25 protein-coding genes are annotated in these 26,716 nt (G+C 56.6%); 9 read left to right on the forward strand and 16 right to left on the reverse strand.

The features are described from left to right. Nucleotides 1-4: 4 nt before the first annotated feature. The 3 genes from glgX to asd form a co-directional block, all read right to left on the reverse strand. The gene (gene glgX / locus ACOTY9_RS19450; RefSeq protein WP_348566056.1) at nt 5-1,978 is read right to left on the reverse strand and encodes a glycogen debranching protein GlgX; all 1,974 of its coding nucleotides are present in this window, start codon (nt 1,976-1,978) and stop codon (nt 5-7) included. Beyond that, nucleotides 1,975-4,161: a 1,4-alpha-glucan branching enzyme gene (glgB, locus tag ACOTY9_RS19455; protein ID WP_014885558.1), complete on the reverse strand. Its 2,187-nt coding sequence runs from the start codon at nt 4,159-4,161 to the stop codon at nt 1,975-1,977. Before glgB ends, glgX begins: the two co-directional genes overlap by 4 nt. 229 nt (nt 4,162-4,390) lie before the next feature. Beyond that, nucleotides 4,391-5,494, reverse strand: coding sequence for an aspartate-semialdehyde dehydrogenase (gene asd / locus ACOTY9_RS19460; protein ID WP_023331502.1), 1,104 nt, complete (start codon nt 5,492-5,494; stop codon nt 4,391-4,393). A gap of 177 nt (nt 5,495-5,671) precedes the next feature. Here asd and yhgN point away from each other — a divergent pair, with 177 nt between their 5' ends. Beyond that, nucleotides 5,672-6,265, forward strand: coding sequence for an NAAT family transporter YhgN (yhgN, locus tag ACOTY9_RS19465; protein ID WP_003861574.1), 594 nt, complete (start codon nt 5,672-5,674; stop codon nt 6,263-6,265). 101 nt (nt 6,266-6,366) lie between these two features. Here the strand turns inward: yhgN and tusA are convergent, their stop codons facing one another. Further along, nucleotides 6,367-6,609, reverse strand: coding sequence for a sulfurtransferase TusA (tusA, locus tag ACOTY9_RS19470; RefSeq protein WP_014885560.1), 243 nt, complete (start codon nt 6,607-6,609; stop codon nt 6,367-6,369). Between the two features lie 167 nt (nt 6,610-6,776). On the opposite strand from tusA, the gene ACOTY9_RS19475 reads away from it, so the two are divergent. Both ACOTY9_RS19475 and ACOTY9_RS19480 read left to right on the forward strand, forming a co-directional pair. Next, nucleotides 6,777-7,442: a 7-cyano-7-deazaguanine/7-aminomethyl-7-deazaguanine transporter gene (locus ACOTY9_RS19475; protein ID WP_014885561.1), complete on the forward strand. Its 666-nt coding sequence runs from the start codon at nt 6,777-6,779 to the stop codon at nt 7,440-7,442. Between the two features lie 72 nt (nt 7,443-7,514). Continuing rightward, the gene (locus ACOTY9_RS19480) at nt 7,515-8,072 is read left to right on the forward strand and encodes a DcrB family lipoprotein (protein ID WP_023309515.1); all 558 of its coding nucleotides are present in this window, start codon (nt 7,515-7,517) and stop codon (nt 8,070-8,072) included. 3 nt (nt 8,073-8,075) lie between these two features. Here the strand turns inward: ACOTY9_RS19480 and ACOTY9_RS19485 are convergent, their stop codons facing one another. Then, on the reverse strand, nt 8,076-9,293 hold the full coding sequence (locus tag ACOTY9_RS19485; RefSeq protein WP_045135451.1) for an MFS transporter: 1,218 nt from the start codon (nt 9,291-9,293) through the stop codon (nt 8,076-8,078). 145 nt (nt 9,294-9,438) lie between these two features. Between ACOTY9_RS19485 and ACOTY9_RS19490 the strand changes: the two genes are divergently transcribed. After that, nucleotides 9,439-10,488: an AI-2E family transporter gene (locus ACOTY9_RS19490; protein ID WP_014885564.1), complete on the forward strand. Its 1,050-nt coding sequence runs from the start codon at nt 9,439-9,441 to the stop codon at nt 10,486-10,488. Nucleotides 10,489-10,588: 100 nt separating this feature from the next. Next, nucleotides 10,589-11,185, forward strand: a complete 597-nt coding sequence (acpT, locus tag ACOTY9_RS19495; RefSeq protein WP_014885565.1) for a 4'-phosphopantetheinyl transferase AcpT — start codon at nt 10,589-10,591, stop codon at nt 11,183-11,185. Here the strand turns inward: acpT and arnF are convergent. From arnF to ACOTY9_RS19535, 8 genes are all read right to left on the reverse strand, one after another. Continuing rightward, nucleotides 11,142-11,546 carry a 4-amino-4-deoxy-L-arabinose-phosphoundecaprenol flippase subunit ArnF gene (gene arnF / locus ACOTY9_RS19500; RefSeq protein WP_014885566.1) on the reverse strand — a complete coding sequence of 135 codons (405 nt, stop codon included), beginning with the start codon at nt 11,544-11,546 and terminating at the stop codon, nt 11,142-11,144. The genes acpT and arnF overlap by 44 nt on opposite strands. Continuing rightward, entirely contained in the window at nt 11,543-11,878 is a 336-nt protein-coding gene (arnE, locus tag ACOTY9_RS19505) for a 4-amino-4-deoxy-L-arabinose-phosphoundecaprenol flippase subunit ArnE (RefSeq protein WP_014885567.1), read from the reverse strand. The genes arnF and arnE overlap by 4 nt, the downstream gene beginning before the upstream one ends. After that, a complete protein-coding gene (gene arnT / locus ACOTY9_RS19510) occupies nt 11,878-13,533 on the reverse strand; it encodes a lipid IV(A) 4-amino-4-deoxy-L-arabinosyltransferase (protein WP_348566057.1) in 1,656 nt (551 codons plus the stop codon). The genes arnE and arnT overlap by 1 nt, the downstream gene beginning before the upstream one ends. Further along, a complete protein-coding gene (gene arnD / locus ACOTY9_RS19515) occupies nt 13,530-14,432 on the reverse strand; it encodes a 4-deoxy-4-formamido-L-arabinose-phosphoundecaprenol deformylase (RefSeq protein WP_050862867.1) in 903 nt (300 codons plus the stop codon). The genes arnT and arnD overlap by 4 nt, the downstream gene beginning before the upstream one ends. Then, entirely contained in the window at nt 14,429-16,411 is a 1,983-nt protein-coding gene (gene arnA / locus ACOTY9_RS19520; RefSeq protein ID WP_348566058.1) for a bifunctional UDP-4-amino-4-deoxy-L-arabinose formyltransferase/UDP-glucuronic acid oxidase ArnA, read from the reverse strand. Before arnA ends, arnD begins: the two co-directional genes overlap by 4 nt. After that, nucleotides 16,408-17,391 (reverse strand): undecaprenyl-phosphate 4-deoxy-4-formamido-L-arabinose transferase, encoded by a 984-nt coding sequence (arnC, locus tag ACOTY9_RS19525; RefSeq protein ID WP_045135446.1) that lies wholly within the window; start codon nt 17,389-17,391, stop codon nt 16,408-16,410. The genes arnA and arnC overlap by 4 nt, the downstream gene beginning before the upstream one ends. A gap of 1 nt (nt 17,392) precedes the next feature. After that, the gene (gene arnB / locus ACOTY9_RS19530; RefSeq protein WP_023331508.1) at nt 17,393-18,532 is read right to left on the reverse strand and encodes a UDP-4-amino-4-deoxy-L-arabinose aminotransferase; all 1,140 of its coding nucleotides are present in this window, start codon (nt 18,530-18,532) and stop codon (nt 17,393-17,395) included. Between the two features lie 323 nt (nt 18,533-18,855). Beyond that, nucleotides 18,856-19,362: a phenolic acid decarboxylase gene (locus ACOTY9_RS19535; protein WP_014885573.1), complete on the reverse strand. Its 507-nt coding sequence runs from the start codon at nt 19,360-19,362 to the stop codon at nt 18,856-18,858. A 99-nt stretch (nt 19,363-19,461) separates the two neighbouring features. Here ACOTY9_RS19535 and ACOTY9_RS19540 point away from each other — a divergent pair, with 99 nt between their 5' ends. Both ACOTY9_RS19540 and ACOTY9_RS19545 read left to right on the forward strand, forming a co-directional pair. Next, nucleotides 19,462-20,343 carry a LysR family transcriptional regulator gene (locus ACOTY9_RS19540; protein ID WP_087529949.1) on the forward strand — a complete coding sequence of 294 codons (882 nt, stop codon included), beginning with the start codon at nt 19,462-19,464 and terminating at the stop codon, nt 20,341-20,343. Nucleotides 20,344-20,375: 32 nt separating this feature from the next. Next, nucleotides 20,376-21,170 carry an SDR family NAD(P)-dependent oxidoreductase gene (locus ACOTY9_RS19545; RefSeq protein ID WP_320729193.1) on the forward strand — a complete coding sequence of 265 codons (795 nt, stop codon included), beginning with the start codon at nt 20,376-20,378 and terminating at the stop codon, nt 21,168-21,170. Between the two features lie 5 nt (nt 21,171-21,175). Here the strand turns inward: ACOTY9_RS19545 and ACOTY9_RS19550 are convergent, their stop codons facing one another. Beyond that, entirely contained in the window at nt 21,176-21,622 is a 447-nt protein-coding gene (locus ACOTY9_RS19550) for an NlpC/P60 family protein (protein WP_014885576.1), read from the reverse strand. A gap of 321 nt (nt 21,623-21,943) precedes the next feature. Between ACOTY9_RS19550 and ACOTY9_RS19555 the strand changes: the two genes are divergently transcribed. After that, nucleotides 21,944-22,606 carry an HAD family hydrolase gene (locus tag ACOTY9_RS19555; protein ID WP_014885577.1) on the forward strand — a complete coding sequence of 221 codons (663 nt, stop codon included), beginning with the start codon at nt 21,944-21,946 and terminating at the stop codon, nt 22,604-22,606. A gap of 60 nt (nt 22,607-22,666) precedes the next feature. On the opposite strand, the gene ACOTY9_RS19560 is transcribed toward ACOTY9_RS19555, so the two are convergent. Together ACOTY9_RS19560 and ACOTY9_RS19565 are read right to left on the reverse strand one after the other, a co-directional pair. Further along, the gene (locus ACOTY9_RS19560) at nt 22,667-23,692 is read right to left on the reverse strand and encodes a TerC/Alx family metal homeostasis membrane protein (RefSeq protein ID WP_014885578.1); all 1,026 of its coding nucleotides are present in this window, start codon (nt 23,690-23,692) and stop codon (nt 22,667-22,669) included. Nucleotides 23,693-23,779: 87 nt separating this feature from the next. Further along, nucleotides 23,780-24,979, reverse strand: a complete 1,200-nt coding sequence (locus ACOTY9_RS19565) for an NAD(P)/FAD-dependent oxidoreductase (protein ID WP_214600440.1) — start codon at nt 24,977-24,979, stop codon at nt 23,780-23,782. Nucleotides 24,980-25,207: 228 nt separating this feature from the next. Between ACOTY9_RS19565 and pitA the strand changes: the two genes are divergently transcribed. Continuing rightward, nucleotides 25,208-26,707 (forward strand): inorganic phosphate transporter PitA, encoded by a 1,500-nt coding sequence (pitA, locus tag ACOTY9_RS19570; RefSeq protein ID WP_023337922.1) that lies wholly within the window; start codon nt 25,208-25,210, stop codon nt 26,705-26,707. Nucleotides 26,708-26,716 lie beyond the last annotated feature (9 nt).

A 26,716-nucleotide genomic window follows, 5' to 3' on the forward strand; every position in this document is an offset into this window, starting at 1 on the left:
TTTATCATCTTTGGAATACGCACACTCCGTGCGCAGGCCCGTGCCAGACAGCCATTACTACCGGATTATCCGCTCCGGCAAAGGGGGGAACAGCGCGCCATTCCCCGTCAGGTAAAACAATCTCTGCGACGTCATCCGTCGCGTTCAGCGTCACCAGCCACTTATCCGACAGCAGGATTTGCAGACAGGTGATGCCGTGTTGCCACTCTTGCGCACTCAACGGTTGCGCGTCTTTATTCAGCCAGCGAACGTTGCCGTCGCCCTCTTCCCACCAGCGATCGGCGGTGAGCGCGGGGATCTGCTGGCGAAGGTGGATCAGCGCTGCGGTGAAATGGGTCAGCCCACTGTTCGCCTCACCCCAGTCGAGCCAGGTCAGGGTATTGTCCTGGCAATAGGCGTTATTGTTGCCGTGCTGACTGTGGCCGTGCTCATCGCCCGCCAGCAGCATCGGCGTGCCCTGCGATAACAAAAGCGTCGTCAGCAGCGCATGAACGCTGGCGCGACGCCGCTCAATCACGTCCAGGCTCCCGCCTAATCCTTCTATACCATGATTAAAGCTATGGTTATTGTTAGTGCCATCGCGATTCTCTTCGCCGTTCGCTTCATTGTGTTTCTGATTGAAACAAACGCAGTCGCGCAGCGTAAAACCGTCGTGCGCCGTCACCAGATTAATGGTGGCCGACGGCCGTTTGCCGTCGCGCCTGAAGAGATCGCTGGAGGCGGCAAAGCGCCCGGCGAACTCCCCCAATGACAGATCGCGCGCCAGCCAGAAGCGGCGCATGGCATCGCGATAATGGTCGTTCCACTCGGCAAACAGCGGCGGGAAATTCCCCACCTGATAGCCGCCCTCACCGATGTCCCACGGCTCGGCGATCAGTTTCACCTGCGAGAGCACCGGGCAATTTTTGATGGTCTCAAACAGAGGAGCCTGCTGGCTGAATGCCGGCGTGCGCCCCATGACGGGCGCCAGGTCGAAACGAAAACCATCGACGTGGAACGTCTCAACCCAGTATTTCAGGCATTCATAAGCAAAATGCGTGACCGCTGGATGGCTGAGGTTGAGGGTGTTACCGCAGCCGGTCCAGTTCTCGTAATCGCCATCCTCTCTGATCCAATAATAGCTACGGTTATCAATTCCGCGCATGGAGAGCGTCGGGCCGTCGAGATCGCTTTCAGCGCTGTGGTTCAGCACCACGTCCAGAATGACCTCAATGCCCGCCGCGTGCAGCGCCTTCACCGCATCACGAAACTCGTCCCGCGCCGTCTCCGGATGGGCGGCGTAGCGGGGTTCTAGGGCGAACATCGCCAGCGGGTTGTAGCCCCAGTAGTTGCTCAGCCCCAGCCGCTGCAGGCGGGGTTCATTGGCGAAATGGGCGACGGGGAGCAGTTCCAGCGCGGTGATACCGAGGTGTTTCAGATAGGCAATCATCGTTGGATGGCCGAGTGCCTGATAGGTGCCGCGCATCGCGTTGGGGATCGACGGGTGCAGCCAGGTCAGCCCTTTGACATGCGCTTCATAAATCACGGTGTTGCCCCACGGCGTGCGCGGCGGTGCATCGTCTTCCCAGTCGTAGAGGTCGTTCACCACCACGCTTTTGGGCACGACCGGCGCGCTGTCGCGGTGGTCGGGCTCACCGTAGCCGACGTGAAACAGCGGGTCGTCTTTAAATTCGCCATCGACGCGGTGCGCACACGGGTCAATCAACAGCTTCGCCGGGTTAAACCAGTGCCCCTGAGCCGGTTGCCACGGACCGTGTACGCGAAAACCGTAATGCATCCCCGGACGCCCGCCGGACAGGTACCCGTGCCAGATATCCCCTGTGCGAGACGGTAAATCGTAACGGTGCTCGTTACCTTCCCCGTCAAACACACAAAGTTCCACCCGCTCCGCGTGAGCGGAAAAGAGCGAGAAGTTCACGCCCTTACCGTCAAAACGCGCGCCGAGCGGTTCGGGATGACCTGCCGTAAGCTGCGTCATTCACCCTCCCGCATCAGCCAGATAGTGCCAAGCGGCGGCAGCGTCAGGCTCAGGGAGTTTGGCCGCCCGTGGCTTTCGATGGCGTCGCTCTGCACCAGCCCGCCGTTACCGGCGTTGCTGCCGTGGTAGTGCATGGAATCGGTATTCAGAATTTCGCGCCATTTCCCCGGCTGGTTAATGCCAAAGCGGTAGTGTTCGCGCGGTACCGGCGTGAAGTTACTGGCGACGATGATTTCGTTGCCGGCTTTATCACGACGCACAAAGACAAATACCGAACGCTCATGGTCGTCCACTACCAGCCACTCGAAGCCGTAGGGGTCGAAATCCAGCTCGTGGAGGGCTTTGTGATGGCGATAGGTCAGGTTCAGGTCACGCACCAGACGCTGCACGCCGTGGTGCCAGTTGTCGCCGCCTTCCAGCAAATGCCAGTCGAGACTGGAGTCGTGGTTCCACTCGCGCCCCTGGGCAAATTCATTGCCCATAAACAGCAGTTTTTTACCCGGGAAGGCAAACATCCAGCCGTAGTAGGCGCGCAGGTTGGCAAACTTCTGCCACGCATCGCCCGGCATACGGTCGAGAATGGATTTTTTGCCGTGCACCACTTCATCGTGCGACAGCGGCAGCATGAAGTTTTCGGTGTAGTTATAGAGCAAGCCGAAGGTGAGCTTGTCGTGATGGTACTGACGGTACACCGGGTCGAGCTTCATGTAGTCGAGCGTGTCGTGCATCCAGCCCAGGTTCCACTTATACCAGAACCCCAGACCGCCTGATGACGGGGGTCGGGAGACGCCTGCAAAGTCCGTCGACTCCTCCGCCATGGTAACCGCACCCTCGACCTGCTCACCGATAATACGGTTAGTGCTGCGCAGGAATTCAATCGCTTCCAGGTTTTCGCGGCCGCCATACTCGTTCGGGATCCACTCGCCCTCTTTGCGGCTGTAGTCGCGGTAGATCATTGACGCCACCGCATCCACGCGCAGGGCATCAATGCCGAAGCGCTCAATCCAGTACAGGGCATTACCGACCAGATAGTTCGCGACTTCACGACGACCATAGTTGTAGATCAGCGTGTTCCAGTCCTGGTGATAGCCTTCGCGCGGGTCGCTGTGCTCGTACAGTTTTGTGCCGTCAAACTCTGCCAGCGCAAAGTCATCAGAAGGGAAATGACCAGGCACCCAGTCGAGGATCACGTTCAGCCCGGCGGCGTGCGCGGCATTAATGAAATAGCGGAAGTCATCGCGCGTGCCGAAGCGGCGTGTTGGGGCATACAGCCCGGTTGGCTGGTAGCCCCAGCTGCCGTCGAACGGATGCTCGTTAACCGGCAGCAGTTCGAGGTGGGTAAAGCCCATCCATTTAGCGTACGGCACCAGCTGGTCGGCGAGTTCCCGGTAGCTCAGCCAGAAGTTGTTATCGGTGTGGCGGCGCCAGGAGCCGAGATGCACTTCATAGACGGAGATCGGCGCATCAAAGCGGTTGGCCTGTTTACGCTCTTCCGTCTGGACCACCTTCTCCGGCAGGCCGCAAATCAGCGACGCCGTGTCCGGACGCATCTGCGCCTCGAAGGCATACGGGTCGGCTTTAATGCGCAGCTTGCCGTGAGCATCGATCATTTCGAATTTGTAGAGCTGGCCGTTATGCGCCCCCGGGATAAACAGCTCCCAGATGCCCGTTTCCCGGCGCAGGCGCATCGGATGGCGACGACCGTCCCAGTAGTTGAACTGCCCGACAACGGAGACGCGCTGGGCGTTAGGCGCCCACACCGCAAAACGCGTGCCGGTGATGCCGTCCATGGTATCCGCATGAGCACCCAGCGTTTCATAAGGGCGCAGATGCGTACCTTCAGACAGCAGCCAGGCGTCCATCTCTTTTAAGAGCGGACCGAAGCTGTAAGGATCATCAATCAGGTTTTGCTGGCCGTGCCAGATAACGGCGAGTTGATAACGAAAGGGGTTTTTACGACGGGGCATGATGCCCGAGAAGAAGCCACGCGAGTCGAGGCATTCAAGATTGGCCACCTTGCGGCCGGTTTTGGGCTCAATGACCCACACTTCGGTCGCATCCGGTAACAACGCCCGAACTTCCAGCCCGGCCTCTGTACGGTGCATCCCCAGCACGGAAAAGGGGTCGGCAAAATGACCCGCAATAAGCGCATTAATCACGTCTCTATCCACACGATCGGACATGGTATTCATCCTGTTTTTTATGTCGTCCTTTTTAGCGCCTGGGACGACTTTAATGTGACCTGACGGGCATCCACTCAGTCCCGTCCTAACCTCAGGTAAGAAATGACTCTTCCTTAAAGCATAGCCAACGCTCTACATGACTCCTGATAAAAAATAAGACATACGCGTGTTACTCCATGTAGTACGCAAAAAAAGGGGGTGAAAATCACCCCCGGTCATTAACAAATTATTACGCCAGCTGGCGTAGCATGCGGCGCAGCGGTTCGGCGGCGCCCCACAGGAGCTGGTCACCGACGGTGAACGCGGAGAGGTACTCCGGCCCCATGTTCAGCTTACGCAGACGGCCAACCGGCGTGGTCAGCGTGCCGGTGACGGCAGCCGGGGTCAGCTCACGCATGGTGATATCGCGATCGTTTGGTACCACTTTCGCCCACGGGTTGTGCGCGGCCAGCAGCTCTTCCACGGTTGGAATAGACACATCTTTTTTCAGTTTAATGGTGAAGGCCTGGCTGTGGCAGCGCAGTGCGCCGATACGCACGCACAGACCGTCAACCGGAATGGTGTTCGCGGTATTGAGGATTTTGTTGGTCTCAGCCTGACCTTTCCACTCTTCGCGGGTCTGGCCGTTATCCAGCTGTTTGTCGATCCATGGGATCAGGCCACCGGCCAGCGGTACGCCAAAGTTATCCACCGGCAGCGCGCCGCTGCGGGTCAGATCGGTGACTTTACGCTCGATATCGAGGATCGCGGATGCCGGGTTTGCCAGCTCGGTTGCGACACTGTGGTGCAGCTGGCCCATCTGGGTCAGCAGCTCGCGCATATGACGCGCGCCGCCGCCGGACGCGGCCTGGTAGGTCGCCACGGAAACCCATTCAACCAGATCCTGCGCAAACAGGCCGCCAAGGGACATCAGCATCAGGCTGACGGTGCAGTTACCACCGACAAAGGTTTTCACACCGTTGTTCAGGCCATCGGTGATCACGCCCTGGTTAACCGGGTCGAGAATAATGATGGCATCGTCTTTCATGCGCAGCGAAGAGGCCGCGTCAATCCAGTAGCCCTGCCAGCCGCTTTCACGCAGCTTAGGATAGATTTCGTTGGTATAATCGCCGCCCTGGCAGGTCACAATAATATCGAGTGCCTTCAACGCTTCCAGATCGTAAGCATCCTGCAACGTGCCTGTGGTACCACCAAAGGACGGTGCAGCCTGGCCGAGCTGGGAAGTGGAGAAGAAGACCGGGCGGATAGCGTCGAAATCGCGCTCTTCAACCATGCGTTGCATGAGTACAGAGCCGACCATACCGCGCCAGCCGATGAAACCAACGTTTTTCATAGCATTTTTTTCCTGCTGAGGGTGTGTGCTGATTGTGCAAGCCAGTATTGAACTGGGATATGCTTCACATTACAAAATGCTGCCAAAGTCGCAAGCGAAATTAATCGATGATTGCCCGGCAATCAGAAATACAGCTAATTATCATAATAACCATAGAGATGTTCAGGGATAATTTACATGAGTGAAATCATTTCCGCAGCGGTTTTATTGATCCTGATAATGGATCCACTGGGCAACCTGCCTATCTTCATGTCGGTGCTGAAGCACACTGAGCCGAAGCGCCGCCGGGCGATCATGATCCGCGAGCTGCTCATCGCCCTGCTGGTGATGTTTATCTTCCTGTTTGCGGGAGAAAAGATCCTCGCCTTCCTGAACCTGCGCGCAGAAACGGTCTCCATTTCCGGCGGGATTATTCTGTTCCTGATTGCCATTAAGATGATTTTCCCGAGCGCCGAAGGGAGCAGCAGCGGCCTGCCCGCGGGCGAAGAGCCGTTTATCGTACCGCTGGCGATTCCCCTCGTCGCCGGGCCGACCATTCTGGCCACCCTGATGCTGCTGTCACATCAGTATCCGAATCAAATGAGCCACCTGGTGATTGCCCTGCTTATCGCCTGGGGTGGGACATTTATCATCCTGCTGCAATCGTCGCTGTTCTTGCGCCTGCTGGGGGAGAAAGGGGTTAACGCGCTGGAGCGCCTGATGGGGCTGATTCTGGTGATGATGGCGACGCAGATGTTCCTGGACGGGATCCGCGCGTGGATGAAAGGCTAGGTAAAAGCAAAATGGCCACGCAGTGGCCATTTTTAGTGTTTGCCCCCTCTCCCCGTGGGAGAGGGCCGGGGTGAGGGCATCAGACCGCAGCGGCGGACCACCTACCCCTTACGAATCAAATACCGGTACGGCAGCGCTTCTGTCTGCTGCGCCACAAGCTCATGCTCCATAAAGGTACAAAACCCGGGAATATCGCGGGTCGTGGCCGGGTCGTCGGCAATAATCAGCAGCGTTTCACCGGGCTGCATGTTACGCACGGTCTTACGTACCATCATTACCGGCTCCGGGCAGCGAAGGCCCTGAGCATCAAGGGTATGGTCTGGGCTGGAAAACAGGTCGGTCATGGTCTTCTCGGTCTGGTAAAAACGGCTGTAGTTTACGCCCGGTGGCGGACAATGCAAACCAGGTTAACGATTGCGCAAAAATCAACCATTGCAATGTCCAGCCAAAGCAGTATCATGCTGCGGTTTTTATTGGGTTCCCTCACCCCAACGTATAAAAAGGTCACAATATGACGCAGTTCTCTGAATCACAGCGCGTTAAAGCGTTGTTCTGGCTTTCGCTTTTTCATTTACTGGTGATCACGTCCAGTAACTATCTGGTGCAGCTCCCCATCTCCATCTTTGGTTTTCATACCACCTGGGGCGCGTTCAGTTTTCCGTTTATTTTCCTCGCCACGGATTTGACCGTGCGTATTTTTGGCGCACCGCTGGCCCGCCGCATTATTTTTGCGGTCATGCTTCCTGCGCTGTTCATCTCATACGTGGTGTCGTCCCTGTTTTATATGGGAAGCTGGCAGGGCGTTGAGGCGCTGACGCACTTCAACCTGTTTGTCGCCCGTATCGCCGCGGCAAGCTTTATGGCCTACGCGCTGGGGCAGATCCTTGACGTGCACGTGTTTAACCGTCTGCGCCAGAACCATCGCTGGTGGATGGCGCCTACCGCCTCGACGCTATTCGGTAACGTGAGCGATACGCTGGCCTTCTTCTTCATCGCTTTCTGGCGCAGCCCGGATGCCTTTATGGCCGAGCACTGGATGGAAATTGCGCTGGTGGACTACTGCTTCAAGGTCCTCATCAGCATTGTCTTCTTCCTGCCAATGTACGGCGTGCTGCTGAATATGCTGCTGAAAAGGCTGGCAGATAAATCTGAAATCACGGCATTGCAGGCTGGTTAAGGGTTCGCTTTATCAGTTGTGATAAGATGGACGAATGAGCCGTTATGGCCGTTTATCGAAAGGAAGAAGTCAATGCGCAATCTGGTTAAATATGTCGGGATTGGCCTGCTGGTTGTGGGTCTTGCAGCCTGTGATAACAGCGACACGAAAACGCCTGCTCAGGGCGCATCCGCAGAGAGCAACGCGACCGGCCAGCCGGTGAATCTGATGGATGGCAAACTCAGTTTCTCTCTGCCAGCCGATATGACTGACCAGAGCGGCAAGCTGGGTACCCAGGCGAACAACATGCACGTTTACTCCGACGCAACCGGTCAGAAAGCGGTCATTGTGATTGTGGGCGACGACACCAGCGAAGACCTGGCTGTCCTGTCTAAACGTCTGGAAGATCAGCAGCGCGGCCGCGATCCGCAGCTGCAGGTGGTGACCAATAAATCCATCGAGCTGAAAGGCCACACGCTGCAACAGCTGGACAGCATCATCTCTGCCAAAGGCCAGACCGCTTACTCTTCTGTGGTGCTGGGCAAGGTGGATAACAAACTGCTGACCCTGCAGATCACCCTGCCAGCGGAAGATCAGCAGAAAGCGCAGACGGCGGCTGAAAACATCATTAACACCATCGTGATCCAGTAACCTTCACGATGATGACGTGGCCTCCGGTGCTTGCACCGGGGGCCATTTTTTTAGCCGCCACGTCAGTAACAAGGCAATTATCACCAGACCCGCTGCGGCAAGATAAATCACCGGTACCCCTGCCCAGGCCATCACCAGCCCCGCCAGCGGCCCGGTAATGCCTAACGACATATCCATAAATACCGTATAGGTCGCCAGCGCCGCTCCCTGGTTCTGCTGCGGCACTGCTTTCACCGCCACCACGCCCAGCGCCGGGAAGACCAGCGAGAAACCGGCCCCCGCAAGGAAGACGCCCATTTTCGCCATCCAGGGTGCACTGGCGATACCGGTCAACAGCAGCCCGACTATCTCGACCGCAAAGCAGATCATCGCCACATTCAGCCCACCCAGACGGTTGATGCCGTTCGGGAAAAGCAGGCGCGCGCCAACAAACGCCACGCTAAAGAGGGTTAACGCAAAGGCCGCGCCCTCCCAGCCTTTGGCGTCATAGAACAGGGTAATGAAGGTCGCAATGACGCCGAAGCCGGTCGTCGCCAGGGCCAGTGCCATACCGTACGGCCATACGCGGCCCAGCACAGCCCGAAACGGCAGTGGCTTGCCCTTGCTGGCCTTTACTTTCGGGCGCGGCAGGGCAAACAGAATCGCCAGAAGCGCGACCACCATAATGGTGATGGCGAGTCCATAGAGCCCGCCAAAGGCATAACAGGCCACGCCGAGCGGTGCACCGAGCGCCATCGCGCCGTAGGTAACAATTCCGTTCCAGGAGATCACCCGGCCAATGTGTGATGCGCCGACAACGCCCACGCCCCACAGCGTGGAGCCGGTTCCCGCCAGACTTTGCCCAATACCGAGGATGACGCGGCCCAGACAGAGGAGCGTCAGACTGACCAGCGGCCAGGCGCTGGTTGTGGCCGCCAGCAGGTAGCTCAGGCCACTGAGGAAACAGCCGCACAACCCCACCACGACGATGCTTTTTGGTCCGAACATGTCCGCGTAGCGCCCGGCATGCGGCCGGCTTAACAGCGTGGCGAAATACTGCAGGCTAATCACCAGCCCCGCCCAGAATGCGCTAAACCCCATTACGTCATGGACATAGCCCGGCAAGACCGCCAGCGGCAGACCAATGGTCAGATAACTGGCAAAGTTGAAAATGACGACGGAAACAATACGCAGATTGAGGCGCAATCCGCTCAGCGCCGGTTCAGCGGCAGGTTCGGGCATGGAGTTAGACCTGAATTTTTTGCAACAGTGTTTCACTATTACCACGACGCCATCAGAAAATCAGCCCCGACTTTCAGATTATCGGTGCCAGACGAAGCGGAAGCCAGGCACTACACTTAATGCGTCATCTTACTAAGGAACGCGCATGATCTCCCCCCAGCCCGATAAAGCAGGACTCCACATTTTATTAAAACTCGCCTGTCTGGTGGTTATCCTCGCGGGTATTCATGCTGCCGCTGACATTATCGTCCAGCTTCTGCTGGCACTCTTTTTTGCCATTGTTCTCAATCCGCTGGTGACCTGGTTTTTACGCCGGGGCGTTAGCCGCCCGGTGGCCATCACTATTGTGGTGATTGTAATGCTGATTGGCCTGACGGCACTCTTCGGCGTACTGGCCGCATCGCTGAGCGAATTCTCCACCATGCTGCCGCAGTACAATAAAGAGCTGACGCGCAAAATCATCGCCCTGCAGGAGATGATGCCCTTTCTTAATCTGCATATCTCGCCAGAACGGATGCTGCGCAGGATGGATTCAGAGAAAGTTATGACCTACGCCACCACGCTGATGACCGGTCTTTCCGGCGCGATGGCCAGCATTTTGCTGCTGGTCATGACGGTGGTGTTCATGCTGTTCGAAGTCCGTCATGTGCCCTACAAGCTGCGTTTTGCATTAAATAACCCGCAAATCCATATTGCCGGTTTACACCGCGCGCTGAAGGGCGTGTCCAAATATCTGGCGCTGAAAACGCTGTTGAGCGTATGGACCGGGATCATTGTCTGGCTGGGGCTGATGCTGATGGGCGTCCAGTTCGCCCTGATGTGGGGGGTGCTGGCATTTCTGCTGAACTACGTTCCCAACATTGGCGCCGTGCTCTCCGCCGTGCCGCCGATGATTCAGGCGTTTCTGTTTAATGGATTTTATGAATGTATGCTGGTCGGCGCGCTGTTCCTCGTCGTGCATATGGTGCTGGGGAATATTCTCGAGCCGCGCATGATGGGGCACCGGCTGGGCATGTCGACGCTGGTGGTATTTTTATCCTTACTGATTTGGGGATGGCTGCTGGGCCCGGTTGGGATGCTGCTGTCGGTTCCGCTGACCAGCGTATGTAAAATCTGGATGGAGACCACCAAAGGGGGCAGCAAGCTGGCGATCCTGCTGGGGCCGGGACGACCCAAAAGCCGGTTGCCGGGCTAAGCCGCTGGTCGGGTTAGCCATTATCGGGGACAATAGATTATAGTAATGGTTTCGCCGCGCAACTTTGCGACTCTCTGTTTGACTGAAGGCCAGACGTTATATGTACCAGGTTTTTCTGGGAAAAATCTCCTCGCTGAGCACCAACCGCTGGGCTGAAGCGCTCTCCCGACACGCGCCCGAAGGCGCCCATCGCGCGCGCTGGCTCGCTGGACGCGGGTTGCTTTCGCGTCTGTTGGCGCCGACGCCACTCCCGGAGATTATCCACAACGAACAGGGGAAACCCCTTTTTGCCGGCGACTATCCGCTGTGGTTCAGCCTTAGCCACTCGGGAGATGAGATTGCGTTAATTATCAGTGACGAAGGTAACGTGGGCTGCTCCCTGGAACGTATTCGCCCGCAGGATAACTGGCGCACGCTCGCTAATGCCGTCTTCAGCGGCGCCGAGCATGAAGAGCTGGAAAAGGAAACGCCAGAGCGCCAGCTTACGGCATTCTGGCGTATCTGGACGCGAAAGGAAGCGATCGTTAAACAGTGCGGCGGTCACGCCTGGCAAATGGTTAGCATTGACAGTACCGCCAGCGCGTTTCATTCAGTCAGCCACTGCCGCATAGACTCGCTGAGCCTTGCGGTCTGTACCGCAACGCCCTTCGAACTCAGCGCCGGCCTGATCCATTCTGCTGACGACGTGCTGGCCTAAAAATCGTTAATACACCCAGCATAATAAACCCGACGCCCACCAGCCCGTGCCAGGAGAAGTGTTCCCCCCAGCCGGGCAGGACGATTGCCGCGGCCCACACCAGAATATAACTGAGGCTCAGCAAGGCATATGCTTTGCTGAGCGCCATGCGATGCAGCGCCAGATACCAGCAGCCCATAGAGGCCACATACCCCATCAACCCCAGCAGCAGCGCGCCCGTGCCGGATGAGAAGTGCCACAGCGCGGAAATAAGCGCCAGAACATCGCTGACCGGCGGCAGTGCCTGCATGGCATCGCGCAGCAACAGCTGTGCGGCGCTGACTAACAGCACGCTGCATAACGCCCAGAACGCGCCTTTCACAGGCTTCCTCCCAGCACGATAATCCCAATGATGATAAACCCGACCCCCAGCCAGTGGTGCGCAGCAACGTGTTCGCGCCAGAATACTTTTGCCGCCAGCGTTACCCAGACAAAGTTGAGGCTCAGCATAGGATAGGCGACGCCAACGGGCAGGCGTTGCAGCACCACCAGCCAGACCAGCATTCCGCTACCCAGCGCCAGCCCTGCCAGACCAAGCCACAACATAATGTGCGCGCCGCGCCGCCCGGCTTTCGCCGGACGGGTGGCCTGTTTCTGGCATAACTGCCCCGCGCAGCTGAGCAAGCTTGCCAGTACCAGCCAGGTCCAGGTCATCACTTCGGCAGATACTCCAGCAAGGCAAACCGTCCCTGGATATAGAGATTGTCCGGCTGCGGTAAATTCGCCCGTGAGATATCGTCACGCTTTGACAGCAGAACCACCAGCGACACACGCCCCTGCTGACGATGCGTCGCCAGCCACTGCGCGAAGTCATCTTTGTCGACGTAACGATCTTTCACATCGGGATAATCCAGCCCGTAACGCAGTTCGCCGCTCTGACCAAACAGCGTAATGTCATTACGCTTCAGCTCCCACGCCAGACCCGCGGCCACGCCAACGTTATTGGCCAGCACAAATCGGCTTTCCTGAAGCGGCTCGCGCACGGTATCGACCAGCGACTGCGGCTGTTTGGAATCCACCACCAGGTTAGGAATGGCAAAACCAATCAGCAACGCCAGGCCTGCAGGACACAAGGCTGCCAGCCACCACCGCTGCTGACTCTGTCTGAACGTAAACCAGCCCACCGCGGCCCAGAGGAGGAACGCCACCACTGCACAGAACACTTTGTACAGTTCGACCGGCGTCCAGACCGGATGCTTAGCCAGCCCCCATGGCGAGACCACCAGCGCCGCAATCACGCCGAACACCCCAAACGCCAGGTTAATCCCACCGTTAATGCGCAACGCTCTCGCACCTTTTTCCGCCGCGAGGCAGGCATAGCGCGCCATCAGGATAGCCAGCGGGGCAAAACAGGGCAGGATGTAGGTCGGCAGTTTGCCTTTGGCGATGCTGAAGAACAGCAGCGGCATCACCACCCAGCCCAGCAGATAGAATCCTCCCCCCGCGCTTTGTCTGTCATTCCAGCCGAGACGAAACGCGCCCGGCAGCAGTGCCAGCCACGGCAGACTGCCCGCGAGCAGGAACGGCAGGTAATACCAGAACGGGGCTTTATGCTGGGCGTCGCTCTGGGCAAAACGCTGAATATGTTCAACCCAGAAGAAGTAACGCCAGAAATCAGGCTCCCGATGCGCAATCGCCAGCGCCCACGGCAGCACAATCAGCACGCAGCTCAGGATCGCGAGCCAGCCAAAAATCAGCACCTCTTTCCAGCGCTTCTGGACGATCACCCACGGCAGCACGCCAATCACCGGAACGGCCAGCGCCAGGAAGCCTTTGGTCATCACCCCCATCCCGCAGGCCAGCCCAAGCAGCACATAGCCACCCGCTTTTCCGGCCACGGTTTGGGCCTGCGAGGCCAGCCAGAAGCTGCACATCGCCGCCACCAGCCACAGGGTGATGATAGGATCCAGCACCGCATACGTGCCGATACCGTACACCATGAACAGGGTCAGGAAGATAAGGCCGGAGAAAATGGCTACTCGCTTATCCCGCCAGAGACGCCAGGCCATCCAGATCACCAGCAGCGCCGTTAACCCGGTGGAGAATATCGCCCCGGCGCGTACGGCAAAGTTGGTGTGCCCGAACAGCAACTGCCCGAGACTGTTGATCCAGTAGCCAGCAATCGGTTTTTCAAAGTAACGCAGCCCCAGAAAATGCGGGACGACCCAGTCACCCGATGCCAGCATTTCGCGGCTAATTTCCGCATAGCGCGTTTCGTCAGGCTGCCACAGCAGGCGGACATCGACAGGAATGAGGTAGTAAACGATAAACAGTGCGAGAAGCGCTAAGCCATAACGGGCTGTTTTCATGGGACCGGACTCACGGTGTGTTGATGGCCAAGCCAGCCTTCCCGGCCAGCCAGTTCATTACGGACAATTTTTCCCACAGGCAGGGTGCTGAAGTCGTCGGGCAGCAGCTCGCTCAACGGGCAGAATTCAATGCCCTCCTGAGCGGCCAGGGTCAGCAACGCATCGAAATCATGCTGATACGCAATCCCCTCTACTTCTGCATGGATGGTATACACCGGCGTACCCGTATCGCGATGCATACGGTCCAGAATATAACGATTAAATTCTTCCGCCTTCACCTCGCGTCCAACCACTTCATCCCAGGTGGGAAGCGTGACCGGAATTTGCACCGTACCGTAGTGATTTTCGCCTAACAGCGGCAAAAACGGCCCAGTTCCGCGGCAATCGCTGTTGTAGCGAAACGCAAAGGCTTCTTTGGCCTTTACGACCCGTTGATCCGCACGCCATCCTGCCACGGCGGAACAGCGCACGGGCTGACCGGTGATGGCCTCAAGCTCCAGCATTCCACGCTCAATTTCACGGGAGAGACGTGGGATATCCCAGACGCCTGCCCACGCCTGCCAGGCGTGATGATCCCAGGCATGCAGGCCGACCTCATGCTGCTGCGCCGCCTCACGGATAACCGCTTCGTTACCCGCGCCGATGCGTCTACCGGGCCAGGCGGTGCCGGCCAGCAGAATATCCCAGCCGTAGAGAGATGCTGCGCGTGAGCGCAGCATTTTGAACAGAAATGCCGGTTTAATCAGACGCCATAAATGGCGTCCCATGTTGTCAGGCCCCACGCTGAAGAAGATGCTGGCACGCACACCGTGCTTGCTCAGCAGTTCCAGCAGCCTGGGGACGCCGTCACGCGTTCCCCTGAAGGTGTCGACATCAATGCGTAAACCGACTTTTTTCATGAGACCTGTTCCGACAGCTCCACGGTGCGCAGGAAGAAATCGAGCGTCTCGTCAATGGTTTGCTCCATCTTCACCGTCGGTGTCCAGTTCAGGCAGCGCTTCGCATTGCGAATACTCGGCTTACGGTGCTCAACGTCCTGGTAGCCTTTACCGTAGTAGCTGCTGCTTTCCACTTCGCGGAAACCGGCAAACGGTGGGAATTTATCGCGCAGCGGATGGCGCTCAAAGCTGGCCAGCAGCATCTCAGCCAGTTCGCGAATGCTCGCTTCGTTGTCAGGGTTCCCGATGTTGATGATTTGACCGTTGCAGCGGTTATCTTTGTTTTCGATGATGCGGAACAGCGCTTCGATACCGTCGCTGATATCCGTGAAGCAGCGTTTCTGTTTGCCGCCTTCGATAAGCTTAATCGGTGAGCCTTCTACCAGGTTCAGGATCAGCTGGGTGATCGCACGGGAGCTACCGATACGCGCCGCGTTCAGGTTATCCAGACGCGGGCCCATCCAGTTGAACGGACGGAACAGGGTAAAGCGCAGCCCCTCTTTCTCACCGTAGGCCCAAATCACGCGATCCAGCAGCTGTTTGGAGACAGAGTAGATCCAGCGCTGTTTGTTGATCGGCCCGACCACCAGGTTAGAGGTGTCTTCGTCGAAGTTTTTGTCGGTACACATGCCGTACACTTCAGAGGTGGACGGGAAGATGATGCGCTTGTCGTATTTCACGCAGTCGCGAATGATCTTCAGGTTCTCCTCGAAGTCCAGCTCGAACACGCGCAGCGGGTTACGGGTGTACTCGATAGGCGTGGCGATGGCGACCAGCGGCAGTACCACGTCACATTTTTTAATGTGGTATTCAATCCACTCGGAATGGATGCTGATATCCCCTTCCACGAAATGGAAGCGTGGGTTGTCGAGGAAACGACTGATCGCATCCGCGCCAATATCCAGGCCATAGATTTCGTAGTTATCGTCTTTGAGCAGGCGTTCAGTCAGATGGTTACCGATAAAGCCGTTTACGCCGAGGATCAGCACGCGGGTACGGCGTTTAACGGCAACCACCGGGGCGCTTGTGATCAGCGCCCCGGCGACCAGACCCAGAGACTGGGCCAGCTGCGTGCCCTGCACGTAAAGACCGCTGTCGGTTTGCCCGGTAATAATCTCCAGCGCCTGCTCGCCGCAGCTCACAATCAGCGGGGAGACGGAGACAACGGTGCCCGGTTTTGCCGCCGGGATGTCGTCGCGCACGCGGGATTTCCAGACGATAAATTTGCTTACGCCCGCAAAGCTGTATGCCCCCGGCCACGGGTCGGTCACGGCGCGCACCAGGTTGTGAAGCTGGCGAGCAGGTTGGTTCCAGTCCAGACGACCATCCTCCGGCGTGCGGCGACCGAAGGTACTTGCTTTGCTCTCATCCTGCGCGGTCTCGCTGAAGGTGCCGTTCAGGATAGCTGGCAGCGCGTCGCGCAGCAGGCTTTGTGCCACGGTGCAAAGTTTCTGGTGCAGCTGCAGCGCCGTTTCATCCGCATCGATTGCCACGCGGTGCTGGGCAATGATGGCCCCCGCATCCGCACGGTGGACCATCCGGTGCAGGGTCACGCCCGTTTCCGTTTCGCCGTTCACCAGCACCCAGTTCAGCGGCGCGCGCCCACGGTAGGCTGGCAGCTGTGAGCCGTGAAGGTTAAATGCTCCTTTTGCGGCCAGGCCGAGGATCTCGTCGCAGATCAGGTTGCGATAGTAAAACGAGAAGATGACATCAGGGGCAAGCGCGCGGATGCGCTCCACCCACAGCGGATGGTTCACGTCGTCCGGGGCATAAACCGGAATCCCCCGCTCGGCGGCGATGCGCGCCACTGAGCTGAAAAAGTGATTTTCGCCCGCCGTGTCCGGATGGGTAAAGATTGCCGCAATGTCATAGCCCGCTTCCAGCAGGGCCAGCGTGCCCGTGCACCCCATATCGTGATAGGCAAATACAACAGCTTTCATGGGTGGATTTCCTCTTGAGATGCTTTGTGTTCCTGACGGACAACACGTTGAATAAAGTAGCGCGGACGTGCGCGGACATCGTTATAAATTCGGCCAATGTATTCACCGAGCAGGCCCATGCCGACAAACTGGGCACCGATGAACATAAACAGCACGGCAAAAAGCATGAAGACCCCTTCCGCCGCCCACTGCGGGCCAAAGACCAGCCGCAGCACCACCAGCAGGACGGAGAGCGCGAACCCCGCCAGCGCGATGATGCTGCCGAAAACGCTCAGCAGACGCAGCGGCGTGGTGGTCAGGCAGGTGATAAGGTCGTACATCAGGTTGATGAGACGCATAAAGCTGTACTTCGATTCCCCGTGCTCACGCTCGGCATGCAGGACCGGGATTTCCGTTGCCTTACGGGCGAACGTGTTAGCGAGGATCGGAATAAACGTGCTGCGCTCGTGGCAATGCAGCATGGCGTCGACAATATGACGGCGGTAGGCGCGCAGCATACAGCCGTAATCGCCCATCGCTTTACCGGTCGTACGCTGGATAAGACGGTTGATAGTGCGTGAGGCCAGCTTGCGGAACAGGCTGTCCTGACGGTTCTGACGCACCGTGCCGACCACGTCATAGCCTTCATCGGCTTTCGCCACCAGGCGTGGGATCTCCTCCGGCGGGTTTTGCAGATCCGCGTCCAGAGTGATGATCAGATCGCCCGTAACGTGGCTAAATCCGGCCATGATCGCCGAGTGCTGGCCGTAGTTACGGTTCAGCAGCACGGCAACAATATGGCTGCCTTCAGCCTGGGCAGCATCGGTCAGCATCATTGCGGAATCATCGCTACTGCCGTCGTCCACCAGAAGAATTTCATACGCTTTGCCAAGCGTCTCGCAGGCGGCCGTCGTGCGGCGAATCAGTTCAGGCAGGCTCTCCTGTTCGTTATAAACAGGAATGACGACGGAAACTTTTTGTACGGGTGGTGCACTGAACATATCAATGTCCTGCAAGCTGATGGAGCGCGGTAATGACGCGGGTTGTGTCGTCATGAGTCATGTCCGGGAAAAGAGGGAGAGAACAAATACGCGCGCTATTCCATTCCGAATTCGGGAGCGATACATCAGGAAAACGCTCGCGGTAGTATTTTTGAGTGTGCGCCGCACGGAAGTGCAGGCCGGTACCGATGCCCTTCTCCTTCAGCGCCGCCATCAGGTTGTCGCGTGAAATACCGCAGCGGGCTTCATCAACGCGAATAATAAACAGGTGCCAGGCGTGAACGTGCGGCCATGCTGGAATGGTCAGCGGCTGGAACGGCGTATCGGCCAGCTCCCGCAGGTAGCGTTGCGCGATTTCCTCACGGCGTTTGTTGGCCTCTTTTAATTTGCCCAACTGCACCAGCGCCAGCGCGGCGTTAATATCCGCCAGGTTGTATTTATAGCCCGGCGAGATCACTTCAGCCTGCGGTGCACGACCGTGCGTCTGGCGGTCATAGGCATCCACCCCCAGGCCGTGGAATTTCAGACTGCGGATCCGCGCAGCAAGCTGAGCGTTATCCGTGACAACTAAACCGCCTTCTGCACAGGTCATATTTTTAATGGCGTGGAAGGAAAAAATCGCCGTCCCTTTCCAGCCCACATGGCGGTTCTTGTAATAGGTTCCGGCGGCATGGGCAGCATCTTCAATAACGGGAATACCGTGACGTTCGCCAATGGCATGAATCGCGTCGATGTCACACGGTGCGCCAGCATAATGGACGGGGATAATGGCTTTAGTACGCGAGGTTATCGCCGCTTCAACGGCGTCAGGCGTCACCATCAACGTGTCGTTGTCCACATCAATCATCACCGGTGTGGCACCCAGCAACACGATCATATTTAGCGTGGAAACCCAGGTCTGGGAGGGGGTGATCACTTCATCGCCGGGGCCAATATTCAGCGCCATCAGCGTGACATGCATGCCCGCGGTGGCAGAACAGACGGCAATCGCATGCTGATTGCCCGTCAGGTGACAAAATGCCTCTTCAAGCTCCTGATTTTTAGGCCCCGTGGTGATCCAGCCCGACATCAAAACGTCCTGAACCGCCGCCATTTCTTCGGCACCCATTGAGGGTCGCGAAAAGGGCAGAAAATCACTCATTATTAATTTCCTTGCAATAAAAATGGCACGTTTTTGATATTAACCAAATGCCGGTCCGTTTATTTCAACGAACCATAAACTCATATCAAAATAGCTTTCATTTCTTAGGGAAAAATTAAGACAACGTTTATAACGTTATAGAACTACTAGCAGACACTTTAAAAACAACAAGTTAAATTAATATTAAATATTTTTTATTGTGATCTTCACAACGTTTTGCCAGGAAATGATTTAAACCAAACATCAACAAACAAAAAAAATCCCGGCCATTTCAAAATAATATGAAATAGCCGGGAACTTTTCTTTTTAGTTAATTGTCGCGCTTATTTTAAGTTTTCTGGAAAGTTTTCAGGTAACTCGCTGGCCGCACAGGCAATCACGCTGTCATCATTTGGACCACAGTCGCGCACAAAGGTGATTGTCGCGAATTCATCAATCACTTCTGTGGGATATGCCGGACCGGCATCGCGATAGCTATTCATCAGCGGAATATGATCGTTCTGGAAACAGACGGTTTTTTCCGGATTGTTCATTACCCAGCGCGGGAAGAAGATGGTGCCGTGGAACAGGTTGTCGCCCAGGTTAACAATCAGGCTCACGTCAGTACCGGTTGGCTCTGTCCAGGAGATTTTATAGATGCTCTCCCCGACGCGAACGATATACGCCTGCTGATCTTTTACCCAACGGTTTCCGACCAGGCCGCTGTGAATACGGTAGTCGAGGGTGTTTTCATTTTTGACGTAAATCTCGTAGTTCCAGCCGTTATCGTAGGTATAAACCAGATGTTTGCCAACGAAGCCGCTTAAGTCATGTTTGTCGAAGTTGCTCATGATGTGTCTCCTTTGTTTTGATGAACGTATCGTACCCCTTCAAAAAATGAATGAATAACGCTATGTTTGAATCAAGTTAATTCAAAAATTAGATATGTCATGCATAAAACAACTCTTGAACAGTGGTCACTCCTGGAAAAAGTGGTCGAGGCCGGGAGTTTTGCCAAAGCGGCAGAACAGACACACCGCAGCCAGTCTTCCGTCAGTTACAACCTCTCTTTACTCCAGGAGCGCCTGGGCATTGCGCTGCTGGTGGTGGAAGGGAGACGGGCAGTCCTCACGCCCGCAGGAGAATTATTGCTGAATCAGGTAAAACCGCTGCTGAAAGCGTTCTCTTATGTTGAGACGCGCGCCGCGACGCTGCATAGCGGCATGCGCACCCGAGTCGATCTGATCGTAGACAGTATTTTTCCCCGCCGCAGGCTGTTCGCGATTTTAAGACAATTCCAGCAACGGTATCCGCAAACCCAGGTGCGCCTTACCGAGGTGCTGGAAAATAGCCGCGCGGACACGATAAACGACGAAGCGGACGTAATGGTCCTGACCCGCCGCCAGGACATTACCGGGCTTGGCGAGTGGCTGATGAATATCGACTTTGTCGCCGTGGCGCATTACCAGCACCCGCTCTTTTGTCTTGATGCACCGCTTAATGATGAGATGCTGCGCCCGTGGCCGCTTATCCAGATTGCGGATAGCCAGAACGCCGCGCGGGCTGCCGGCGAGTCGTGGACGTTCTCCACCATTGATGCTGCCATAGAGGCGGTTGTCTCTCAGGTCGGCTACGGCTGGCTGCCAGAGGAACGCATCCAGCCCCTGCTGGAGCAAGGCTTACTGAAAATCCTTCCGCTGAACCACGGTGTCCGCCGGGCCACGCCGCTGCATTTGATCGTGAAACGTACCCTCGCCCCGCTGGATGAGCAGGTTGAAACCCTGCTGCGCCTTTTTAACCAGGAGCCGTCATCACCACCTGCTACGCTTTAAGGTCCGAACGCTAAAACGATAAGGAGCAGAAGATGAAAATCGACTTTGCGGGGAAAGTGGCGCTGGTGACTGCCTCAACCGGCGGTATCGGGTTCGCCATTGCCAGAGGCCTGGCGGAAAGCGGCGCGGAAGTGATCGTGAATGGCCGCAGTATCGACTCGGTGAACAAGGGTATTCAGCAGTTACAGCAGGTTGTACCCGGCGTACAGGTGCGTGCCGCCATTGCCGATCTCAGTACGGCAGAAGGGGTTGAGTCGCTGCTGAAGGTCGCAAGTGATGTCGATATTCTGGTGAACAACGCCGGAATTTACGGCCCGCAGGACTTCTATAACACCGACGATGAAACCTGGGAGCGTTACTGGCAGACCAACGTGATGTCCGGCGTGCGTCTTTCCCGCGCTCTGCTGCCAGGCATGGTGAAAAAAGGCTGGGGACGGGTGGTGTTTATCTCTTCCGAATCGGCCTGCAATATTCCGGCGGATATGATCCACTACGGGGTGACCAAAACGGCACAGCTCTCGCTCGCGCGCGGGCTGGCGAAGTTCGTGGCGGGAAGCGGCGTGACGGTGAACAGCGTACTGCCGGGGCCAACACTGTCGGACGGTTTCGCTGAAATGATGAAAGATGAAATCGAGAAAACCGGGAAATCGCTGGAGCAGCTGGCGAAAGAATTTGTCATGGCCAACCGCCCCAGCTCGGTTATCCAGCGTGCGGCCACGGTAGAAGAGGTGGCCAATATGGTGATTTATGTCTGTTCGCCTCAGGCCTCCGCCACCTCGGGCGCAGCGTTGCGCGTTGACGGTGGCGTGGTGGATGACATCATCTGATCCCGTTACGCCGCACTGCCCGTCACGCGGCGGGCCGTGATGTAATGTGCTTGCCAGTAGTCATCGGTCAGGGTTGACACCGTCACCCCCTGGCTGCTGGAGGCGTGAATAAACCGGTTGTCACCGATGTAGACACCGACATGCTTGCGGTTTGGCCCCGTCTGGAAGAAGACCAGGTCGCCGGCCTTAAGACGGTACTGCGCCACCTGCACGCCGCGATGGATTTGCTCGCTGGTCGTGCGCGGCAAATTAAGATTCGCCGCATCGCTGAACAGGTGCTGCATCAGTGCAGAGCAATCCACGCCGCGGTGGCTCGTGCCGCCCCACTGATACTGGGTTCCCTTCCACTTCTGGTATTGATCGAGAATGCGCGAGCGCAGCGGGCCCGTTTCCTGATGAAACAGCGCCGATTTCGCGGGTGATTCCGCAAACGCAGAATTCATCGAGATCATCGATGCAGGCAGTTGAAAACTCATTGCAGAAAACGAAGCAAAACTGAGTGTGAGGATTGAAATAAGCGATCTTAACGTCATATCAAAAATCGTGGCTTAGAGTGAATTTTTCCTTACGCGTGGGGGCCAATGTTCCCCCGAAATATCTTTCGATGTGGCGATAATATAGACAGTTCATTTTTTCACCAACGACTATCGAGGCCAAAAATGGACTCACTTTTAGATCGCAAGATCGTGAAAAAAAGGGTGGAGATGTAAGGACTGTTTAGATAAAGCAGGTAAACTGATCCGCAGAATGTGTATTTCAGCTAAGACGTATTTATGACCAATATGATTGCCGACGAGACGGTGGCTAAATCCAGCGTGCTCTCTGTCTTTGATTTTGATGGGACACTAACGCACCACGATAGCTTTATCCCTTTCCTGCGTTTTGCCTTTGGGAAACGCTACTTCGCAGGCCGCCTGGTGCGCATGGCGTTACCTACGCTGCACTGCGTTCGCCGCAAGCTGACGCGGGATGAGCTAAAGGAAGTGCTGATCAAAACATTCCTGACGGGAGTGGATGAGCACTGGCTGCGCCAGCAGGCGGAAGCATTTTGCGAAAAATACTGGAACAAGCTGATGCGCCCCGAAGGGGTTCTGGCCGTGGCGGCGGAGGTGAATTCCGGTGCGGAGGTGACGATCTGTTCTGCCTCTCCGGCGCTGGTGCTTCAGCCCTGGGCGGATAAGCTCGGTATTAAGCTGATTGGCACCCAGCTGGAAGTGAAAGACGGCAAGCTGACAGGACGCATCACCGGCAATAACTGCCGCTGTGCCCAGAAAGTCGCAAGACTGGAAAAAGTGTATGGCGATTTGAACGCCTATCACCTGCGCGCCTGGGGAGATACCCGCGGCGACCACGAGCTGCTGGCCGCGGCGCAGGATCCTCACTGGCGGCATTTCCACCACCCGCGCAAGCGCCGGAATTCGCCGATTAAGGGTTAGGTGCGGTCTGGTGCCCTCACCCCCCCCCTCTCCCACAGGGAGAGGGAGAAAGGCAAAGCATCAGGCCTCACGTTTCCCAGGGAACATCACGCTCGCAATAATCCCCAGCGCCAGCACGCCTAAGACCACAAACAGGCTCGCCGTCGCGCCAATGCTGTACCCGTGATGCCAGAAGTGATCGGTGGCATTTAACCCCAGCTTGAACGCCACGAAGAACAGCAGCAACACCACGGCTTTCTCAAGGTGGACCAGATACTGCTTCAGCGCTTCCAGCACAAAGTAGAGGGTACGCAGGCCGAGAATGGCGAACATCATGGCGCTATAGATAATCAGCGGCTCGCGGCTCACGGCAATAATGGCCGGTACGGAGTCAAATGCGAACATCACGTCAGAAAGTTCCACCACCGCCACGCAAAGCAGCAGCGGCGTCGCGTAGCGTTTCGCCTTCTTCACGCGCCCGACCATGACGTCCTGGTTTTCCGGCTTTTCAAGCTCCGCATCCACCTCTTTCTGGGTCAGGATAAAGGCATTGCTGCTGATTTTCGGCCAGACCGGATAGAAGCGCTTCACCAGGCGGTACGCGAGATGGCCGGAGTAATCTTCCACTTCGTCACTCTCTTCATTGCGTTTGAGCATCATCACCGCCGTCCAGCCGACAACCAGCGCAAAAATGACCTCCACGTACGGCCCCAGGCTCAGCAGGCTGGTCCCGATCGCCACGAAAATACCGCGGAAAACAATCGCCCCCAGCACACCCCAGTAGAGTACACGGTGACGGTACTTATCCGGCACGCCGAACCAGGCGAAAATCGCCATCATCACAAACAGGTTATCGACGGAAAGCACCTCTTCCAGCGCATAGCCGGTGAGGAACAGGCTCGCCATCTCTGCACCGTGGTGGACATACAGGAACCCGGCGAACGCCATTGCCATCATGACCCAGAAGATGGACCACATCGCCGCGCTTTTCAGCGAGACAGGTTTATCGTGACGGTGCATAAAGAGGTCGATAAACATCGCCCCAACGGCCATCACCACAAAGACAACAACGGTTTCCGTCGGGAAACCGAGATGAGCAGCTGACATACACAACCCTTTTTTGGATACAAAACACCATGCAGACAATAAAAAGCGCGAGCCCGTTAAGGGCACAGCACGCAAAAAAAATAAATACTAACTGTTCTTTTCGGCCAGCGCCTGCGCACACGCCCAGGCACTTGCCCACGCCCACTGGAAGTTATACCCGCCGAGCCAGCCGGTGACGTCCATCACTTCGCCGATAAAGTAGAGCCCCGGCACGTTGCGGGCTTCCATGGTGCGCGAGGAGAGTTCATTTGTATCAACGCCGCCCAGCGTCACTTCCGCCGTGCGATACCCCTCGGTGCCGTTTGGCTGAACGCGCCAGTTTGTCAGCGTCTCCACCAGCGTCTCTTGCTCGCGGCTGTTCAATTGCTTAAGCGATACGTCCGGGATCTGCCCCAGCACCTGAAGGCACTCCACCAGACGTTTTGGCAGCTGCATCGCCAGCGTGTTTTTCAGGCTCTGATTCGGGTGCGCCTCACGCTGCTCGTTGAGGAACGCGTCCAGGTCGCAGTCCGGCACCAGATTCACCGTGACAAATTCACCCGGCTGCCAGTAGCTGGAGATTTGCAGTACCGCCGGGCCAGAGAGCCCCCGATGGGTAAAGAGCAGGTTTTCACGGAATATCGTCCCGTCTTCGGCAGTCATGACGGAAGGAACGGAGACGCCAGAAAGCGTCTGAAGCTGTTCAAGAAGGGGTTTGTGCAGCGTGAAGGGCACCAGACCCGCGCGCGTGGGCAGTACCTTAAGACCAAACTGCTCGGCAATCTTATAGCCGAACGGGGACGCGCCCAGACCCGGCATAGAGAGGCCACCGCTGGCGATGACCAGATTATCAGCACTGACGGTTTCACCGTTCAGCTGCAGCGTGTACCCCTGTTCGTCGCGGGCGACCTCCAGCACTTCCGTGCGCAGACGCATCACCACGCCGCCCTTCTCGCACTCGGCGACCAGCATATCGACAATTTGCTGCGCGGAGTCGTCGCAGAACAGCTGTCCCAGCGTCTTTTCATGCCACGCGATGCCGTGCTTCCCCACCAGGTCGATAAAGTCCCACTGGGTGTAACGCGCCAGTGCAGATTTGCAAAAATGACGGTTTTGGCTCAAATACGCCGCGGGTTCGACATAAAGATTGGTGAAGTTACAACGCCCGCCGCCCGACATCAGGATCTTGCGGCCAGGCTTTTTTCCGTTGTCCAGTAACAGCACACGACGACCCGCCTGTCCGGCCATCGCCGCACAAAACATACCCGCCGCACCGGCGCCAATTACCACGGCATCAAACCTTTCCACGTCAAAATCCTCTTCGTTAACTGCCGCGGATTGTAAAGTTTCCTCTGTGGTCACACCAGCGTAAAAAGTTCTTACAAAGCCATTCCATTGAAATTTAACGATTATCCCTTCAAGCACTTTTCTCAAATCAGGTGGTATGTCAAAAAAAGTCTATATTTCACTTTGCCCGTTGCGCATTTGTCCTGGATAATGCGCCGCGTTCATGTCCTCAAAATGGCGTAACGTCCTATGCTACATTTGTTTGCCGGCCTGGATTTACATACCGGGCTTTTATTATTGCTTGCTCTGGTTTTTGTACTGTTTTACGAAGCGATCAACGGCTTCCACGACACTGCAAACGCAGTAGCAACGGTTATCTACACTCGCGCAATGCGATCGCAACTTGCGGTTGTTATGGCGGCGGTATTTAACTTTTTTGGTGTCCTTCTGGGCGGACTGAGCGTGGCGTATGCGATCGTGCATATGTTGCCAACGGATCTGCTGCTTAACGTGAGTTCCGGTCATGGCCTTGCCATGGTGTTCTCAATGCTGCTTGCTGCCATTATCTGGAACCTCGGTACCTGGTATTTTGGCCTGCCTGCATCCAGCTCTCACACTCTCATCGGCGCGATTATCGGTATCGGGTTAACGAACGCCCTGATGACCGGGACATCCGTCGTTGATGCGCTGAACCTGCCTAAAGTACTGGGCATTTTCGGTTCTTTGATCATCTCTCCAATTGTGGGTCTGGTGGTTGCGGGTGGACTGATTTTCATCCTGCGTCGCTACTGGAGCAACACCAAGAAACGTGCGCGCATCCACCTGACGCCAGCAGAGCGTGAGAAGAAAGACGGTAAGAAAAAACCGCCATTCTGGACGCGTATCGCGCTGATCATTTCCGCTATCGGCGTAGCCTTCTCTCATGGCGCGAACGATGGGCAGAAAGGCATTGGTCTGGTGATGCTGGTACTGATCGGTGTCGCACCGGCAGGTTTCGTGGTTAACATGAACGCCTCTGGTTACGAAATCACCCGTACCCGTGATGCCGTCAACAACGTTGAGACCTATTTCCAGCAGCATCCCGATCTGCTGAAAAAAGCGACCGGCGTTGATCAGCTGATCCCATCTCCGGAAGCCGGTGCAACTACCGCGCCGGGCGAATTCCACTGCCATCCGGCAAACGCGATTAATGCGCTGGAACGCGCCAAAGGCATGCTGGGCGATATTGAAAGCTACGACAAACTGGCCGTTGAACAGCGTGGTCAGCTGCGTCGTATCATGCTCTGCATCTCTGACGTGACCGATAAAGTCGCGAAACTGCCAGAGGTGAATGCCGACGACAAACGTCTTCTGAAGAAACTGAAAAGCGATATGCTCAACACCATTGAGTACGCGCCAATCTGGATCATCATGGCCGTCGCGCTGGCACTGGGTATCGGTACAATGATTGGCTGGCGTCGTGTGGCAACCACCATCGGCGAGAAGATCGGTAAGAAAGGCATGACCTATGCGCAGGGGATGTCCGCGCAGATGACGGCGGCGGTTTCTATCGGCCTGGCGAGCTACACCGGAATGCCGGTATCCACCACCCACGTACTCTCCTCGTCCGTGGCAGGTACCATGATTGTTGACGGTGGCGGTCTGCAGCGCAAAACCGTGACCAACATCCTGATGGCCTGGGTGTTCACCCTTCCGGCGTCCATCCTGCTGTCTGGTGGTCTGTACTGGATTTCGCTGAAGCTGATCTAATCAGCTGAA

It is taken from the genome of Enterobacter cloacae complex sp. SHL012 (genome assembly GCF_049237505.1).
Classification (GTDB): Bacteria; Pseudomonadota; Gammaproteobacteria; order Enterobacterales; family Enterobacteriaceae; genus Enterobacter; species Enterobacter kobei.